This is a genomic window from uncultured Prevotella sp., assembly GCF_946407605.1.
GTDB lineage: Bacteria > Bacteroidota > Bacteroidia > Bacteroidales > Bacteroidaceae > Prevotella.
Genome location: NZ_CAMJOS010000003.1, coordinates 1 through 17,137, shown reverse-complemented (window position 1 = coordinate 17,137; position 17,137 = coordinate 1). Strand labels below are relative to the sequence as shown.

The window sequence follows — 17,137 nt, the reverse complement described above, 5'->3', positions numbered from 1 at the left end:
ATATAATAAGGTATAAGGAGGATGATTTATGGATGATGAGCAGTTGAAACAAGAAGCCGCTGACGAGAAACTGATTAACGATGCCTTTGAGCGGCTGGTAAACGACTATCTGAACTCGCGACATCGCAAGAAGGTAGACCTGATTACCAAGGCATTCAATTTCGCACGACAGGCTCACAAAGGTGTGCGCCGACTGTCGGGTGAGCCCTATATCATGCACCCTATTGCTGTGGCACAGATTGCCTGTTCTGAGATTGGACTGGGCTCTACCAGCATTTGTGCAGCCCTGCTCCACGACGTGGTGGAGGACACCGACTATACGGTAGAGGATATAGAAAACATGTTCGGCGCCAAGATTGCACAGATTGTCGACGGACTGACGAAGATCAGCGGTGGTATCTTTGGCGAGCAGGCATCGGCCCAGGCAGAGAACTTCAAGAAGCTGCTGCTCACCATGAGTGCTGACATCCGCGTCATCCTGATTAAGATAGCAGACCGTCTGCACAACATGCGCACACTGGAATCACAGCCTGCCAACAAACAGTATAAGATTGCTGGCGAGACGCTCTATCTATACGCACCTCTGGCCCATCGTCTGGGACTCTATAAGATCAAGTCCGAGCTAGAGAACCTGAGTTTCCGTTTCGAGCATCCCGAGGAATATGCCTTTATCGAGAGGAAGCTGGAAGAGACCCGCGTATCACGTCACCAGTCGTTCGACCAGTTCATCGAGCCTATCAAAGAAGCCCTGAACAAGATGGGGTTTGAATACGAGATACACGAGCGTGTGAAGACCCCCTACTCTATCTGGAACAAGATGCAGAACAAGGGTGTCACCTTCGACGAGATCTACGATATTCTGGCTGTTCGTATCATCTTCACGCCAAAGGTTCGTGAAGAGGAAATCAACGAGTGCTTCAATATCTATGTGGCACTAACGAAGATTTATAAGAGTCATCCAGACAGAACACGCGACTGGCTCAGTCATCCCAAGGCCAATGGCTATCAGGCGCTGCACGTCACGCTGATGTCGAAGCAAGGACACTGGATTGAAGTGCAGATACGCTCTGACCGCATGCACGAGATTGCAGAGCAGGGACTGGCCGCCCACTGGAAATACAAAGACGGCATAGAAGAGGAATATACCGAAGACGAATCAGAGCTGAACGAGTGGCTGCGCACCATCAAGGAGATTCTCGACGACCCACAGCCTGATGCTATGGACTTCCTCGATGCCATCAAGCTGAACCTCTTTGCCACAGAGATCTTCGTATTCACCCCAAAGGGTGAAATCAAGACCATGCCCTCGGGCTGTACGGTGCTCGACTTCGCCTTCTCTATCCATACTTTCCTGGGCTCACACTGCATTGGTGCCAAGGTGAACCACAAGCTGGTGCCCCTCAGTTACAAGCTGAAGAGTGGTGACCAGGTAGAGATCCTGACGTCAAAGACGCATCATGTGCAACCCTCATGGATCAACTTCGTATCTACGGCTAAGGCCAAGGCTAAGATTGAGGCTATCCTGCGCCGCACCTACCGCGAGATTCAGAAGAAGGGCGAGGAGAAGCTGAATGAATGGCTGGAAAAGAACGGTTTCGAGCCGTCACCATCAGTCATCGACCGCCTGTGCAAGTTCCACGACGTCAGACGTCGTGAGGCGTTATTCCAGGCTATTGGCGAGAATGTCGTCATCCTCGGAGAAAAGGATATCGACGAGCTGAACGGAAAGAACAAGAAAAAGACAGAAACCAGCGGTGGCTGGCGCAAGTATGTTCCATTTATCAAGGCCTCAAAGCCTGAGGAGGAAACAGAACAGCAGCCAGAACTGTTTGTCGTGCCTGAGAAGTTCAACCGCAAGAAGCCCATCTACGTCAACGAGGATAACATCCGACAGTATCTCTTCCCTGACTGCTGTCACCCCATCCCTGGCGACGACACCCTGGGCTATATCGACAACAACAACCGCATAGAGCTGCACAAGCGCACCTGTCCTGTGGCCAACAAGTTGAAAGCCAGCTTTGGCAACCGTATCCTCGACGTGAAATGGGATATGCACAAGTTGCTGTTCTTCGACGCCACCATCCGTCTGGGCGGCATAGACCGTCGCGGACTGGTCAATGAGGTCACACGCGTCATCTCCAACCAGATGTCTGTCGATATCCGCAAGCTGACCTTCACCACCGAGGATGGTATCTTCGACGGAATCATCGACCTTCGCGTGCACGATCGCGACGATGTGAGCAAGATCATCAATAACCTCAAGGGCATTGAAGACCTGAAGGAAATATCACAAATTCTATAACACAAACACACACTATGGATTACAAAAAAGTATTCGACATCATGGTAGCTGAGACAGCTCAATATCTCAGTAACCACCACCTGAAGACCATGATTCTGGGACTCTCAGGTGGCATCGACTCTACGGTGACTGCTGCCGTCTGCCACGAAGTGGTAAAACGCTATCCCCAGCAGCAGTTCAAGTTCATTGGCGTCAGCATGCCCTGCACCACCAACACCATTGAAGAGAACGATTCTGCCAGCAAGGCCATGAAAGCCTTCTGCACAGAATGCTGGGTGGAGAACCTGCAGGCACAGTACCTGCTGATGAAGGCTACCTGCGAACAGCACTATCCTTCAACCCCCGTCTCTCAGGGCAACATCAAGGCTCGCCTGCGCATGATCTACCTCTATAACCTGGCTTCTGTCACAGGTGGAATGGTGATGGACACCGACAACCTCACAGAGCACTATCTGGGTTTCTGGACCATTCATGGCGATGTGGCTGACTACAACCCCATTGGCGGACTGTGGAAACACGAGGTCTACGAGCTGTGCAAGTATCTCTTCACAGAGGTCTATCCTGACCAGAACGACCCTCGCTATAAGGCCCTGAAGGCTGCCTACGACATCATGCCTACCGATGGCAATGGCGTGTCGGCAGGTGGCGATATGGGACAGATAGCCCCAGGACATACCTACGAGGAGGTTGACGATATTCTCAACACCTATATCCAGGCGGCAGCTAATTCTCAATTCTCAAATCTCAATTCTCAAATCAATGAAGCAGTTGAGCGTCTGAACGCAGCCTATGGTGCTGAGACGGTAGAGCGCGTGCTGCAGCGTCATCGCAACTCGGAGTTCAAGCGCAAGCGCTTGCCTATCGCCATTCCCCGCTCACTCTACGAATAAAGCGAAATTATAGCAACATCTAAAATCTTTACTCATATGGCACTGAATCTGAACAAAAACCTCAAGCTCTACTACTCCATCAAGGAGGTGGCCGAGATGTTTGGCCTCAACGAGAGCACGTTGCGTTTCTGGGAAACAGAGTTTCCCTATCTGAAGCCCAAGACTGCCGGACCCAACAAAGTACGTCAGTATACTGAAAACGACATCAAGGAAATCAGACTGATTTACAACCTGGTGAAGGAGCGTGGCTTCAAGTTGGCAGCAGCCAAGAAAATCATCAATGCCAACCGCGATGGTGCAGACCGTCGTGCCGAAGTGCTGACACGCCTGATGGGAGTGCGCGACGACCTCCAGGCGCTGAAACACCAGCTCGACGGACTTCAGTAACACCGCTTCTAAACAATAGGCGTTTACGGTATAATGCATGGCACTTTAGGGTGTAATGCATGGCACTTTGCAGAGTAAAGTATAGGAGTTTACAGTGTAAGGGATAATCCTTTTATCCCCTAAAGGATTATCCCTTATAACGTAAACCCCGTTCCCTAACACCGAAAGGGATTATCCGAACAACTGCAAAACCCTATCCCTTCGAAAACATCGAGCGGTTACAAGGTTACAGCTGTAACCGTAACCAGACACAGAACGTACATATTCCTATTTTTCCTTCTTTTTTCTTTGTAGTTTCCCCACTTCTTTGTATCTTTGCAATGATGGACGAGAAAGAGAAGAAGTTGCAGGATAAGTTGCGTTTTGCAGGGGAGAAAGTGCCTTCCATGAAACGACGCAGCAATATCAACGACTACTACGGCCGACATATCTATATGGTGACTATGGCTGTGGAGGGTCGTCGTCCCCTATTAGGCACGTTGATAGGCAGTTCAACTGTTCCTGACGGTCAGGCTGGTGCTCCCTGTATAGTGCCAACCCCTTTAGGACACGAGGTGATTCTCTGTTGGGAGCAGATTCCTCAGTTTCATAAAGAGGTGCGCCTGTTGGCTTTCCAGCTGATGCCCGACCACCTACATGGCATCCTTTTTGTGCAGGAGGCGATGGAAGAGCACCTTGGGCAGGTGATTAGTGGCTTCAAGGCTGGTTGCAACAAGGCCTATAGGAGGTTCGTGGGTGTAGAGGCAAAGCCAGTGATAGTTGAGGCGGTGCCTCAACTTACGATGAATGAAAGGCCCTCTGCGTATGAAGTGGCACCGCCACTTCCGCTTCCCTCTGAGCGGCGGCTTAAGAAAGACGACAGAAGCCATGGGCTACTTTTCGAGCGTGGCTATAACGACCTGATATCAAAGAGCTACGACATGCTGCCACGTTTAACCAATTACCTCCACGAAAACCCACGGCGCTTGGCCATACGCCGTGAACATCCTGATTTTTTCCGCGTCCAGTTTGGAGTTACTGTGGCAGGAAAGACGTATACTGCTATAGGCAATCGTTTCCTGCTGGACCATCCTGATATGGAGCGGGTGCAACTGACACGTAAACTGACAGAAGCCCAGATTGCCGAAGAGAGAGATAAGTTCCTAACAATGGCTATGAGCGGTACAGTGCTGGTATCGCCAGCCATCTCGACAGGTGAACAGGTAGTTATGCGTACGGTTATGAATGCCCATTTGCCACAAATATTCATCACTCCTTGGGGCTTCAATAAGTTCTCAAAGCCTGGTCACCAATATTTTGAGGCATGTGCAGAAGGGCGCCTGCTGCTCTTGGCCCCCTGGCCCCATCAAAACGAACGTATTCCACTGACGCGATCCATGTGTTTGGCATTGAACAAAATGGCAGAAGACATCATTAATTTTTCTTCTTCAAATAAAAACATAGGGGCCGGAGAATAATATCTCCGACCCCCTCACATATATAGAAGTTCGTTTTAAGTTAATAATCTTCTTCATCGTCCCAAGTGTTGTAGCGTCTACTCAGGCCGTAGTTTACTTCGGTGTTGGGGTCTATGCCTCCACCGTTTTCTGTCTCTCCCACTCTGAAATAGGAGCCAGCCATCAGGGGAACTGCCTTGATGAGCAGTTCCCTTGTGATGGGTCGTTGATATATTTTCTTCATAAGCTTCATGTTGTTAAGGGTTATTTTATCACGACCTTCTTGCCGTTCTTGATGTAAACGCCGCGTCCGGCCTTCTCAATGCGCTGTCCCTTCAGGTTATAGAGACGGTCATTGCCGTTGGTAAAGAGCTCGAAATCGCGGATATTGGTGGTCTCGTCGTCCTCGAAGGCAATGCCGATGGCACGTGCATTATTAGATATGAACGAGGTAGGCACCTGCAGATAAGCCTTCTGGGCACCAAGTACTGCCGACTCTGAGGGAGCACAGAACATGAATTCACCATTCTCCTTGCTCAGCAGGTAGTTGCTCATATCGCCAGAGGTCTTAGCAATCGGGCCTTCGGTGAGGTTAGCCTTCAGCATGTTGACATAGTAGGACTGCGAGGTAGAGTAAGGAATCTTATAGGTGACACCAGCCTCTCCCTTCAGGTAGATACCTGTGCCAGCAGGAATGTCGTAGACACGTACCAGAAGCACTACTTTGCTGCTCTTGTTATAACCAGCGGCGATATAGGCCTTGAGTTCGCTGCCTGTGAAGTTCAGGTCCTGCGAGCAGCTAAAGGTTCCCACGCCCTGAGCCAGAATAATGTACTCCTTGGTGGAGTTGAACGTAGCCACCACGGTGATGTTGCTGCTCACGTTGTGGATGGTGTACTGGTTGTTGACTACTTGTGCTGTCACATCGACATTGTTAACAGTCAGCGTGTTCAGCGTACGATCTTCGTCTGCAGCAATGGTAATCACCACATCGTCACCATACTCAGGATTCATCTTATCGGCAGTAACGCCAGCGCCCGTGATGCTTACGGTATAGGTCTTCTTCGTCCATGTAGCCGTCACTGTCATGTTTTCAGCAGGCATCGTTGCGGGCAATGCGGGTGTCCATCCGGCGAAATCGTAACCAGTCTTTGTAGGTGCGGCAGGAGCAGTCACTGTGCTACCATAGTCCAGGGTGATGGGATCAACATCCGAACCGCCGTTGCTCTCGAACGTGATGGTGTACTTGTTCACCTGCCAGGTAGCGGTGTAGGCCAGGTGACCTGTGCTGCCCTGAGTGATGGTGACAGTCATCATTGCATCGCCCTCGCCATTCAGTTTCCAGCCCTTGAAGGTGTGACCTGTCTTGGTGGGGTTATTCAGCGTGAAGGTCGGTGTCTCGATGGTATAAGTCGTGGGGTTAGCAGGAGTAGCAGTTCCATCATTCGTATATACAATATTATATACAGTAGGTGTCCAAGTGGCGGTATATTTCAAATCGCCTGTACTACCCTTGGTAATAGTCACAGTCATCATAGCCTCTCCCACACCATTCAGCTTCCAGCCTGCGAAGTCGTAGCCGGTTCTTGTTGGGTTGGTCAGCGTGAAGGTCTCAGTCTCGATGGTGTAAGTAGCGGGGTTAGCAGGAGTAGCAGTACCACCATTCATCGTGTAAGTCAGGGTATAGGTGATTGGAGTGAAGCCAGCTACCACAGTCTGGTCTGCTGACAAGTCTTCTACCGTATAGCTACCCTCTGTAGGCGTAGCAGCCACATCATTTACTGTAAAGGTATTCAACTTATAGCCTGTGGCAGGAGTAACAGTGAACACGGCATCTTCCCCACGGTCAATGAGAGTAGTTGCCGTTTCATTGTTAGTGGAGCTGATTTCGCCTACTTCCAATGTACCATGAGCAGAACCTGTGATGCTAACTACGAAGCTGGAGAAATCCATTTTAGCGAATTTCTTCCATCCGTCTGCAGCCTCATAGGCAGCCTTGGTGCCGCCTGGAATCCACAGAGTAGCTTTTGTGAAAGTCTCTTCGGAGAATGCGTCATCAGCAATGGCAATTGGAGAACTCAGCCAAGGCACGGTAACAGATGTAATATTACTATAGAAAAACAGGGAACCGATACTGGTGACGTTAGTTCCTATAGTAAGAGCACTAACACCTGAGAATCCACTTTCGGTAAAAGTTATATCACGACCCAGATAGAGGTTAGTACAAGGAATTGTCGCACTACAAGTGATTGCAGTATTACTTGCCTCAAAGGTGAAAGTCGGTATTGAACAATAATCGAACACCGTAGAGCCGATAGTTGTCACGCTACCCGGGACACTGAATGATGTTAATGAAGAACAGCCATTGAAAGCACCATCATTAATGGTCTGCAATGTGTTCGGAAGCGAGATGGTTGTCAGTTTTGAGCAAGCATTAAATGCATACTGGCCAATCGATGTCACCTTGGTATTACTCAAGTCGATAGTAGTCAAGTTAGGTACGGTGGCTTCCCCTGGCTCTGTAGGAACATAATTACCGCAGTTAATAAAAGCATAATCTCCAATGCTGGTCAAACCCGTGGCTTCGCTAAAATCGATAGAACTCAAAAGAGTACAACCATTGAACATATTGGTGTAGATAGTAGTCACATTAGCGCCAATGGTCAGTGCTTTTATGGCTCCTGTTGTCAATTCATAACCTCCCCTGTTGACGTCACGATACAGAAAAAGATGGTCAGTACAAGGGATTCCAGAATTACAAGTGATTGCAGTATTACTTGCCTCAAAGGTGAAATTCGGTATTGAACAAAATTCGAACACCGTAGAGCCAATAGTTGTCACGCTTGCTGGAACACTAAATGATGCTAATGAAGAACAATAATAGAAAGCATAATCTCCAATGCTTGTCACCGTATTCGGAATCGTCACTTCGGTAATATTCTCATTCGAACTGAATCCACTATTAGCAATACTGGTTACGGTATATTTCACCGTCTCATAAGTGACACTCGATGGGATGGTAATAGCACCAGTAGGTTTATTCCCGTCATTCTGGGCCACCGAAACATAATGGTTCACATCGTCTGTCACCGTATAGGTAAAGTTGTCAATAGTAAATGTTGTTTGCGCCCATCCGGCTATCGCCGTCAGGAGCAGTAAGCATAGAGATAAAAGTTTCTTCATAATTGGTACATTTTTGATTACGTTATTACAATTTTACGCAAATTTACATAATAAGCCATTGAGGAGGACTTACAAAAATAGAAAAACGACTGACAACAGCAAAATATGTCAGTCATTTGATGTTTTTCCCCACTCATCATCTTCTCCGAATAATCATAATAGGGACTTGATAGTACAAATTGTAAAGGAATTATTTGGTGGATTCAGCAGAAAGATGTATCTTTGCAACGTGAAAAGTTTTGTTCTCGCACGGTGAACATAAGTACGCAACGCATGAACATACGTTCGCGGACGACGAATACAAGTTCACAAGGCATAAATATAGAATATATGGCAAATTTTGTTTTACAGGAACTTCCCGATGAGATGACAGACGGCAAAAAAATCGTCTATCCAAAGATGCAGACCTATTCGCTGCACGACTACGAGACCGTTATCAAACACATGCGCACCTATGCTGGCAACATCAGCGAAGGCCTCATCCGAGCAGTCTTCGACGCACTCGCATCAACGATGCAGAATTGGATGCCTTTGGGCCACAATATCAAGATTGACGGATTGGGTGTATTCTCTCTGTCCTTGGGTTTCGATACCTCAAGCCCATCAGAAGAGGCAATTGCCAAGAACAAACAGGAAGGTGAAGAGCCCAAGACGAAATACAGGCACGTATGCATCAAAGGCATCAACTTCAAGCCAGACCCTGAGTTGCTGAAGGAAATGAACCGCGAGGCCACTTTCGATCGTGTCAATACAGACGTCGTAGTTCCACAGAAAAGCAAGTACAGCCGTGAAGAGCGACTGGAAAAAGCCAAAGCCATCATCGACAAACAAGGATATATGACGCTCAGCGACTATGCCATAGCCACAGATCAATGCAGGACATCGGCCTCAAACGACCTGAAGCGGATGGTGGCTGACGCTGATTCAGGCATCACTACTCGCGGCTGTCACTCCCATAAGGTGTGGATTTCATCTCGTTTTGTTGGGCGACCCATTCGCGAGGAGTCATCCCCGTCATTGACTTGAAGGTTCGGAAGAACGATGTCTCGTTGGCAAAGCCTGACTGGAGCGCTACAGAGGTAATCTTTGCGTCTGGCTGCAGCAATAGCAGTCGCTTCCCTTGCTCTATGCGATAGTTGTTGACAAACTGAGTGAATGTACAACCACGTAAAGCCTTGATGCAGTCAGACACATAACGGCTGTTGGTGCCTACCACAGCAGCGACATCGGCCACTTTGAGGGAGCAGTCTAAATACATTTTCCGCTGTTCCACCTGTTCACAGATGCGTGCCATCAACTCTTCGCCACTTTTATTTGAGGTTTCTGAGGTTGAATCCTCCGCAGCATTAGTATCAACAGGCGAATGCGGTTTTCTGCTCTTGAAAATCCACACAGCAACACCAATGACCAGCACAAAGACAGTCCCCAGCAATAGCCAGAACCACCAATGACCGGCCTGCGCCTCTTGGGCCTCAACAGTACCCATATGTAAGCGAAGGGCGGTAGCAAAAGGAGTGAAATTATTGTCAGTAATGCCACCTGCCATCAGCAAGTCGCCATCAGGTAGGAGAACAGGAGTTGAAAAGGGCAGAGAATCCTGTAGTTCCGTTTCATAGAAAGTAAGGTGGGCGGGCTGTTTGTCGTACTCTACAGCGAGGATATACAGATGGAATCTCTCGTCACGTCCCACGACATAGCCTCGGTGGGCAGTGCGATCAACAATGACAGATGTGAACCACTCCAAGCGTCCTCCTACCTCAAGGTCCATAGGGATGCTGCAGTCGGTAGGCAGCAATTGAAGGTCGGTGCCCTCCAGTTTGGCAATAGCCGCCTGTTGGTTCTTTTTGTTAAGCACCAAGAGCAGATAGGCGTATTGGCTCGAATCTTGACTGATACGACTATCTTCGGATGATTTAGGAAGCAGCACGGATATGGGATACCACTCGTTGAACAACGGCATCTGCGGCGCATCGCCTTTCAAGCGATCCACGACTACCGTATCGGAGTGAAGAGACATGTATTCGTCCATACATCCTATGACGAGGGCATCGTCGGAAGCTATCGGGAAGATGAAAGGAGAAGCAAGGAAGGCCGATACCGCCTTGACGAACTTGTTCTGCCGCGAGCCATCGAACACCTCCATGCAGTCCTCTTCGTAAGAGTTGCCACTGATGAGAACACGTCCATCTGCCAGCAAGGCCGAAGAAGGGAAGAAGCGTTTCTTTTCCATGCAGCCATAGCCCTCGAAAGTGCGCATCTCAGGATCAAAAAACTCCACGGTGAAAGTCTGTCCTATGCCTAACGCTTTCTCATGGCCAGCAGCCAGTAGCACTTTGCCTGACGGGAGTGGCTGGCACAAGCCTTGGTCGTGGGTATAGACCATAGGTAGCACATGCCACTCGCCATTTTCGAAATACTCGGCGGTAGGTGTTGGCACGAAACCCGAAGTATGACCACCAAACACGTATGGAATGTCATTAATGACCAACATGTGGCCTCCACTACGTGGGATGTTAAGGTCGGGCAGTCGCTCCACCTGCACCTTTTTTACGGTACAGGATTGGGGGGCAACAGCCTGTTGCTGTGCCTTTGCACCAGAGGTAAGAATCAGGAGCAAAATAACTAATAAGGTTCGCACGTACATCTTTTATTTTTAAGCTTTATAACCTGTAGAATTGATGATTCTGTGTTGTTAGAGTCTTTATAGATGCAAAATTACAAAAAATGCTTGAGAATACTTCGCTTATTTGAGAAAAAAAGAGTAATTTTGCACGCAAAATTTCAAAACAAGACAAAATAATGATGACTGCAAAAGAGATTCGCGACTCGTTTAAGAAGTTCTTCGAGTCAAAGCAACACGCCATCGTGCCCTCGGCTCCGATGGTTATCAAGGACGACCCGACGCTGATGTTTACCAACGCCGGCATGAACCAGTGGAAAGATATTATCCTGGGAACACGCGACCCAGAACCCCGTCGCCGAGCCGATACACAGAAGTGTTTGCGCGTTAGCGGCAAGCATAACGACTTGGAAGAGGTAGGCCATGACACCTATCACCACACGATGTTCGAGATGCTGGGCAACTGGAGCTTTGGTGATTATTTCAAGGAGGGCGCCATTGATATGGCATGGGAATATCTGGTTGATGTGCTGAAACTGAACCCAGAGGATTTGTATGTCACCGTGTTCGAGGGTTCGCCCGAAGAGAACATTCCTCGCGATGACGAGGCTGCCAAATACTGGGCTAAGCACGTGCCTGCCGATCACATCATCAATGGTAATAAGCACGATAATTTCTGGGAAATGGGCGATACAGGTCCCTGTGGTCCCTGCTCTGAGATTCACGTAGACTCTCGTACTCCTGAACAGCGCAAGGCTTCCGGTAAGACTGGTCGTGAACTGGTGAACCAGGACGACCCACAGGTCATCGAGATTTGGAACATCGTGTTCATGCAGTTCAACCGTAAGGCTGATGGCTCGCTCGAGCCTCTGTCGATGAACGTTATCGATACTGGTATGGGCTTTGAGCGTTTGGTACGCATGATGCAGGGCAAGCACTCTAACTACGATACCGACGTGTTCCAGCCCATCATCAAGGCCGAACAGCAGATTACAGGATTGAAATATACTACCTTCGAGGAGGAGACAGAGAACCCCATTAGCAAGGAGCAGGACAATATCAACGTGGCTATGCGTGTCTGCGCTGACCACCTGCGTGCTGTAGCTTTCTCTATTGCCGATGGTCAGCTGCCCTCAAATGCTAAGGCAGGCTACGTGATCCGCCGTATCCTGCGTCGTGCTGTACGCTATGCTTATACTTTCCTGGGTCAGAAAGAGGCCTTCCTCTACAAACTGCTCCCCACTCTCGTTGAGGAGATGGGTGATGCCTTCCCCGAACTGAAGGCTCAGCAGCAGCTCATTGCCAAGGTGATGAAGGAAGAGGAAGACGCATTCCTGCGTACCCTTGACAAGGGTATCTCAATGCTCGACAAGGCTATGGAGCAGCACAAGGCAGAAGGCAAGACCGAGCTCGATGGCGTTCAGGCTTTCCGTCTGTTCGACACCTACGGTTTCCCCCTCGACCTGACTGAGTTGATTTGTCGTGAGAACGGCTTCACAGTTAATGAGGAGCAGTTCAACGTTGAGATGCAGAAGCAGAAAGAGCGTGCCCGCAATGCCGCTGCTGTTGAAAACAGCGACTGGGTGGAGCTGCAGCCAGGCGAACAGCAGTTCGTGGGCTACGACTATACTGAGTACGAGTGCCATATCCTCCGCTATCGCAAGGTGACACAGAAGAAAAACGAGTTCTACGAGTTGGTGCTCGACTACACCCCGTTCTATGGAGAGATGGGTGGTCAGGTAGGTGACAAGGGCGTGCTGGCTGGCGAGAACGAGACCGTAGAGGTTATCGACTCGAAACGCGAGAACGGTCAGACCGTTCACATCGTGAAGCAGCTGCCCAAAGACCTCACAGCACCATTTATGGCCTGCGTAGATACCGACCTGCGCGATGCCTCGGCAGCCAACCACACTGCTACCCACCTGCTGGACTATGCCCTGAAGCAGATTCTGGGCGACCATGTGGAGCAGAAGGGTTCATTCGTCAGCCCTGACACCCTGCGTTTCGACTTCTCTCACTTCGAGAAGGTGAGTGACGAGCAGCTGCGTCAGGTGGAGCGTATGGTCAATGAGATGATTCGTCAGGATATCCACATCGACGAGCATCGCGACATGCCTTTCGACGAGGCTAAGCAGCTGGGAGCCATCGCTCTCTTCGGCGAGAAATATGGCGACAAGGTGCGCGTGGTGCGTTTCGGTCCCTCGTGCGAGTTCTGTGGTGGCGTACACGCCAGTTCAACAGGTCGCATCGGCTTCTTCAAGATTCTCTCTGAGAGTAGCGTGGCTGCCGGCATCCGTCGTATCGAGGCCAAGACAGGCCGCGAGTGCGAAGACCTGCTGTATGTGATGGAGGACCACCTGAAGGCCATCAAGGCACTCTTCAACAATGCCAAGGACCTGGAGGCCGTTGTCCAAAAGTATATCGAGGAGCACGACAGCATGAAGAAAGAGATTGAGTCGTTCCAGGCACAGGCTGTGGAGCGTACCAAGAACTACTTGCTCACCGAGATCCAGACCGTCAACGGTGTCAACGTCATCACCCGTGTATTGGAGATGCAACCCAATTCCGTGAAGGACCTCGTGTTCCAGTTGCGTGCTGCCGTTCAGGCTCCGTTCCTCTGCGTCATCGGCTCTAAGTTCCAGGATAAGCCCATGCTTACTGTGATGATGAGCGACGATATGGTTAGCGACCACGGCCTGAACGCCGGACAGATGGTGCGCGAAGCTGCCAAGCTCATTCAGGGTGGTGGTGGCGGACAACCTCACTTCGCCCAGGCTGGCGGTAAGAATACCGATGGTCTCAGCACTGCTGTCGACAAGGTGGTGGCTCTTGCCAACCTCTAAGATTATATACCTAAAAAGAACAAAAGGCGGGCTTTATTAAGTCCGCCTTTTTGTTTATCTTTTGCTTGCTAGCATAAACAAAAAAATCCCGCTACGAGTCAACACGACTTTCGCGGGATTCATAATGAAAGGAGGAGTGGTACCTCCAGGAATCGAACCGGGGACACACGGATTTTCAGTCCGATGCTCTACCAACTGAGCTAAGGCACCATTGTGTCACTGCATTCCTTTCGTTTGCGGGTGCAAAGGTACAAAGAAAAAAACAATCCGCCAAATTTTCGGCGGATTATTTTTCTTCTTTTAACTAAAAATGCGTATTTTCAGTTCACTTCATTCTTTCTGCTTGATGAATTTGCCTGCGGCGTTCTTCATCTCAGCCAGTCCTTTGGGGTTATAGACCACCACGAAACCTGCACCCGACTGCTCTACCATCCAGATGTTGCCGAGGCTGTCTGCAAAGATTTGGCTGGCATTCTGAACAACGAGGAGGTCACGGCGACCAACATTGATGTTGGTGACGAGTTGCTTCTTCATGGTTGGAGCCTTCTTGGTGGTGCTGAAAATGACAAAGCGGTTCAATGCGTTGTCGCCCATATAGGCGAAGCCTGATCCATTGGCATCCAATGTTCCGTCGTACAGTCTGAGACCTTCAGATGTGATGGTGGAGGTTTCAATCCACACAAACTCCTTGGAATCGGTCTTCATCACTCTTTTGCCACCTACGATATAGATGTCGCTGCCTATTTGTCGTATTGTGATGGGATGGTCGTTGAGCAGGTCTGACATCTCACGTACACTGGCAGGGTCGCTGTCGGGGTTGCCATCGTTGCGATAGACCAGGGCGCGATAGTTGTTCACGCCGAAGAAGTCACCATCGTCGGTGACGAGGAAGTCGTCAAGACCGTCGTGGAAACTCTTCACGATGCGGTTACCTTCTTTCAGGTCGAACACGTATTGGTGGCAATTCTGTCCGCCATAGGCCATATAGCGTCCGTTAGGCGAAAAGACAATCTTCTTGAAGTTATCCATGAAGCCACGGTCTATCTTGCTAATCAGTTCTGACGTGCTGACATCCTTGCCGTTGTAGCGCACAATGCCAAGTCCTTCCACGTCCAGGTAGAGGTCTTTACCATAGGCACCGATGCTGATGATGCCCGGACGACTGCCCTTGCGCTTGCCCGGCACGACCTCTGTCAGGTTGCCAGTAATCTTGTTTACGGCCAATACGGCATTGTCGCCATAGGTCGACTGCATGAAATAGACGTAGTCATCGTTTTCGGCGAAGGGCTTTTCAACACTGGCCTGATTCAGTTGTCCGATGACGGCATATTTACTTTGGGAATAGTAAATCTGCTCCTTGTCATTACCCTGTGGCTCGTTTACAGGGGGTTGAGGGTCATCTATCGGGGGACCTGGTTTCGGGGGATCTGGTGTCAGGGGATCGATGGGATCTATAATAGGAACAATGATGGTATTATCTTTACCCCCGTCTTCCTGCTCCTTCTCTTTAGGTTTCCTTCCGCCCCCCCCCTCTTCAATGAGGCACTCAATACTGATGCAGACTGTGTCGCCACAAAGGTCGATGGCCGGACGCTCCGGTGTTCCCACATAGGTGGCCACACACTTTGGCGGATTATTCTCGAGAATCTTAGTCTGTTTCTTCAGATGAAAGTGCTTCTTGAAGAAGTCTATCATGTCACGATGCTCGAACATCGAGGCCAGCGTGGTGTTGCTCGTCGTGGGATCAGAGTAGCCCAAGGTACCGCTGAGGGCTTTGATGGCCGTATAGGCAGCTGCCGTGTATTTATCTTTGGGATTGCTAACCTCTGAATATACGAATACCACACCCACTAATTTGTCATAGTCCTTGTCATAATAGAAGTAGTTGTCAAACACCATCTCAATGTTGGCACCTGCAAGGAGTGAGAGCCACGAGTTGCTCAAGTCTATCTTGTTCACGATGCGGCCGCCTTCGTGACCGTTGAACATCAGTTCTTCGGGCTTGCCCTGCTTGATTGCGTCTTTCCACGTCTTACTGGTGGTATGGGCTATGTTGGCCTTGGTGAGTTCTTGGCTGAACTTCTCGCGCATGCCGTCTTCCAGTGCTGCCCATAGGCCGAGGATGGACATCGAATAAGTCATGGTGGTCATCATGGCAGCTTTGGCCGACTCCTGACCGTCGAAGACAAACACGGCGGTGCGTGTCTGACGTCCAAAGAAAAGGTTGAGTATGCTCTCATACTGCTTCAGTGTGCCTTCGAGTTTTTCATTCTTCAGTGGTGTGGCATACTTCGTCGAAGAGATGCTCATCATGCGTGATTTCAGGTCCGGATAGCAGTATTCGGGGAAGGACTCAATGGTGCCGTCGGGGTTGTCGAAATAGAAATAGTCTGTTTCGAGCATCGCCTTTGTTCCTCGTGTGTTTTCACCAGTGCTTTGACCACCATTCTGTGCTGTACCTTGGCCCTTTTGTCCGTTGCCTTTATTATCTTGACCTGCATTAGAAGGCTGTGACGGCTTGGTGCTTGGTTGAGGATGCAGCGCCTGGTCAATCAGTTTTGAGAGTTCTTCGGGGCTATGACCTTCTTCCAGCAGCTTTCTGCCCAGTTCGAGGCGTGCCTCCACCTTTGTGCGGTTGGCTTCCTTCTGCTCTTTGTATATCTCCATTTCTCTACGATAGACAAAATCAGCCACGCCCTCTGTAATATTGTTGTAGTTGTCTAAGACCTGACCACCCCAATCTGTGATCCATTTGCTCAATTCCTTTAACTTCTGAATGTTGTCAACGGAGATGATAGGGTTGTCGGTCTGCTGGGCAGCTCTTATGGCTTCGTCGAAACAAATACCGATGGAGAATTGTTTCCCTAAATCAAGTAAGTTGAGTGCATTGCCAATCTTCTTTGCTCCACCATTGGCCAGAAAGTTGTCAACCCTGTCAAACAACGAAGGATCCTGTTTGAATTTGTTGTATTCCTCGCGAAAACTGAGCACCTTCTTGCTGTCAAGAGGTATTTTCTCTGTCTTCTTCTCTCCATTGACTGTCTGTGTCACGGTTACCGCACTCGTGCCTGCATATTGGAATTCCATAGTGGTCAGGCTATTGACGATCTCTGTCGGGAAACCATAGTTATTCACCTTGATAGAGGTCTGGTCCTTACCTTTAAAGATAATCTGGTCCACCGAGTTGCCATAGCCATAGGCTACAGTGGTCAGCATGTTCGTTGACTTGTCGTAACCCACCTCTTTGTGGGGCTTTTGTGCCAGCATGGCAATACTTACTGTCAGCAGGCATAGTGTTAGGGTTAGTATTCTTTTCATAGGTTGTAGTATTTGTTATTTCAAACTGCTCAGCGGATTGACACTTCGTGTCTAACCGAATCGCGACTCGGCAATTCTTAAATTTTTATTTAGCATTGCTCTCACTGCTCAGCGGATTGACACTTCGTGTCTAACCGAATCGCGACTCGGCAATTCTT

The 17,137-nt window shown here is 49.4% G+C and carries 10 protein-coding genes and 1 tRNA gene; 6 read left to right on the top strand and 5 right to left on the bottom strand.

From position 1 onward, the window contains the following. The first annotated feature begins 28 nt into the window (after positions 1 to 28). The 4 genes from Q0R57_RS01995 (at position 29) to Q0R57_RS01980 (ending at position 5,036) form a co-directional block, all read left to right on the top strand. Positions 29 to 2,302, top strand: coding sequence for a RelA/SpoT family protein (locus tag Q0R57_RS01995; RefSeq protein ID WP_294743412.1), 2,274 nt, complete (start codon positions 29 to 31; stop codon positions 2,300 to 2,302). A 14-nt stretch (positions 2,303 to 2,316) separates the two neighbouring features. Continuing rightward, positions 2,317 to 3,192 carry an NAD(+) synthase gene (gene nadE, locus Q0R57_RS01990; RefSeq protein WP_294743411.1) on the top strand — a complete coding sequence of 292 codons (876 nt, stop codon included), beginning with the start codon at positions 2,317 to 2,319 and terminating at the stop codon, positions 3,190 to 3,192. Between the two features lie 36 nt (positions 3,193 to 3,228). Continuing rightward, entirely contained in the window at positions 3,229 to 3,579 is a 351-nt protein-coding gene (locus Q0R57_RS01985; protein WP_294743410.1) for a MerR family transcriptional regulator, read from the top strand. 320 nt (positions 3,580 to 3,899) lie between these two features. Continuing rightward, entirely contained in the window at positions 3,900 to 5,036 is a 1,137-nt protein-coding gene (locus Q0R57_RS01980) for a hypothetical protein (protein ID WP_294743409.1), read from the top strand. Between the two features lie 40 nt (positions 5,037 to 5,076). On the opposite strand, the gene Q0R57_RS01975 is transcribed toward Q0R57_RS01980, so the two are convergent. Both Q0R57_RS01975 and Q0R57_RS01970 read right to left on the bottom strand, forming a co-directional pair. Further along, the gene (locus tag Q0R57_RS01975; RefSeq protein WP_294743408.1) at positions 5,077 to 5,259 is read right to left on the bottom strand and encodes a hypothetical protein; all 183 of its coding nucleotides are present in this window, start codon (positions 5,257 to 5,259) and stop codon (positions 5,077 to 5,079) included. Between the two features lie 20 nt (positions 5,260 to 5,279). Next, positions 5,280 to 8,198 carry a leucine-rich repeat protein gene (locus Q0R57_RS01970; RefSeq protein WP_294743407.1) on the bottom strand — a complete coding sequence of 973 codons (2,919 nt, stop codon included), beginning with the start codon at positions 8,196 to 8,198 and terminating at the stop codon, positions 5,280 to 5,282. 330 nt (positions 8,199 to 8,528) lie between these two features. Here Q0R57_RS01970 and Q0R57_RS01965 point away from each other — a divergent pair, with 330 nt between their 5' ends. Continuing rightward, the gene (locus tag Q0R57_RS01965; RefSeq protein ID WP_294743406.1) at positions 8,529 to 9,224 is read left to right on the top strand and encodes a hypothetical protein; all 696 of its coding nucleotides are present in this window, start codon (positions 8,529 to 8,531) and stop codon (positions 9,222 to 9,224) included. Here the strand turns inward: Q0R57_RS01965 and Q0R57_RS01960 are convergent. Continuing rightward, a complete protein-coding gene (locus Q0R57_RS01960) occupies positions 9,133 to 10,842 on the bottom strand; it encodes a helix-turn-helix domain-containing protein (RefSeq protein ID WP_294743405.1) in 1,710 nt (569 codons plus the stop codon). The two genes, Q0R57_RS01965 and Q0R57_RS01960, sit on opposite strands and share 92 nt — an antisense overlap. A 155-nt stretch (positions 10,843 to 10,997) precedes the next feature. Between Q0R57_RS01960 and alaS the strand changes: the two genes are divergently transcribed. After that, the gene (gene alaS, locus Q0R57_RS01955) at positions 10,998 to 13,661 is read left to right on the top strand and encodes an alanine--tRNA ligase (protein ID WP_294743404.1); all 2,664 of its coding nucleotides are present in this window, start codon (positions 10,998 to 11,000) and stop codon (positions 13,659 to 13,661) included. 137 nt (positions 13,662 to 13,798) lie between these two features. Here alaS and Q0R57_RS01950 read toward each other — a convergent pair. After that, positions 13,799 to 13,871: transfer RNA gene (locus Q0R57_RS01950), tRNA-Phe, on the bottom strand. A 120-nt stretch (positions 13,872 to 13,991) separates the two neighbouring features. Then, entirely contained in the window at positions 13,992 to 16,979 is a 2,988-nt protein-coding gene (locus Q0R57_RS01945) for a hypothetical protein (protein ID WP_294743403.1), read from the bottom strand. Positions 16,980 to 17,137 lie beyond the last annotated feature (158 nt).

Bases quoted from the DNA above. Each gene is read 5' to 3' on its own strand.
- Q0R57_RS01995 (WP_294743412.1), top strand. From the start codon at position 29: ATGGATGATGAGCAGTTGAAACAAGAAGCCGCTGACGAGAAACTGATT.
- nadE (WP_294743411.1), top strand. From the start codon at position 2,317: ATGGATTACAAAAAAGTATTCGACATCATGGTAGCTGAGACAGCTCAA.
- Q0R57_RS01985 (WP_294743410.1), top strand. From the start codon at position 3,229: ATGGCACTGAATCTGAACAAAAACCTCAAGCTCTACTACTCCATCAAG.
- Q0R57_RS01980 (WP_294743409.1), top strand. From the start codon at position 3,900: ATGATGGACGAGAAAGAGAAGAAGTTGCAGGATAAGTTGCGTTTTGCA.
- Q0R57_RS01975 (WP_294743408.1), bottom strand. From the start codon at position 5,259: ATGAAGAAAATATATCAACGACCCATCACAAGGGAACTGCTCATCAAG.
- Q0R57_RS01970 (WP_294743407.1), bottom strand. From the start codon at position 8,198: ATGAAGAAACTTTTATCTCTATGCTTACTGCTCCTGACGGCGATAGCC.
- Q0R57_RS01965 (WP_294743406.1), top strand. From the start codon at position 8,529: ATGGCAAATTTTGTTTTACAGGAACTTCCCGATGAGATGACAGACGGC.
- Q0R57_RS01960 (WP_294743405.1), bottom strand. From the start codon at position 10,842: ATGTACGTGCGAACCTTATTAGTTATTTTGCTCCTGATTCTTACCTCT.
- alaS (WP_294743404.1), top strand. From the start codon at position 10,998: ATGATGACTGCAAAAGAGATTCGCGACTCGTTTAAGAAGTTCTTCGAG.
- Q0R57_RS01945 (WP_294743403.1), bottom strand. From the start codon at position 16,979: ATGAAAAGAATACTAACCCTAACACTATGCCTGCTGACAGTAAGTATT.